This window comes from Clostridium sp. CTA-7, assembly GCF_054768095.1.
On the sequence record NZ_BAAAAV010000030.1, the window covers coordinates 1 to 476 of the forward strand.

Here is a 476-nt window from a genome sequence, read left to right on the forward strand (position 1 = left end):
GGCAATACCCAAAGTTCGTGAGCTAACCCGTAAGGGAGGCAGCGACCTAAGGTAGGGTCAGCGATTGGGGTGAAGTCGTAACAAGGTAGCCGTAGGAGAACCTGCGGCTGGATCACCTCCTTTCTATGGAGAAATCTAGTAAGCAAGATGCTTATCTAGTATAAGTTTAGAAGAAGGTTTAAACTTAACTTCTGTTCAATTTTGAGGGATCTTCCTTCAAAATATGGGTCTATAGCTCAGCTGGTTAGAGCGCACGCCTGATAAGCGTGAGGTCGATGGTTCGAGTCCATTTAGACCCACCATTGTTCTTTGAAAATTGCACATGAATAAAAACAACTTTAATTAACAACGTTAATTGAGAAGTGACAACAAGCCAAAAATATTCTTTGTGAATAACTTTGTAATTTATAAAACCATAAAGGTCAAGCTACAAAGGGCACATGGTGAATGCCTTGGCATCAGGAGCCGATGAAGGA

General features: G+C 41.8%; 1 tRNA gene and 1 rRNA gene. Both read left to right on the forward strand.

Features of this window, described 5'->3' with window-relative positions:
• A 16S ribosomal RNA gene (locus tag ACYUEX_RS18720) occupies positions 1 to 123 on the forward strand; the annotation flags it as partial.
• A gap of 102 nt (positions 124 to 225) precedes the next feature.
• A tRNA-Ile gene (locus tag ACYUEX_RS18725) sits at positions 226 to 302 on the forward strand.
• The last annotated feature ends 174 nt before the right edge of the window (positions 303 to 476 follow it).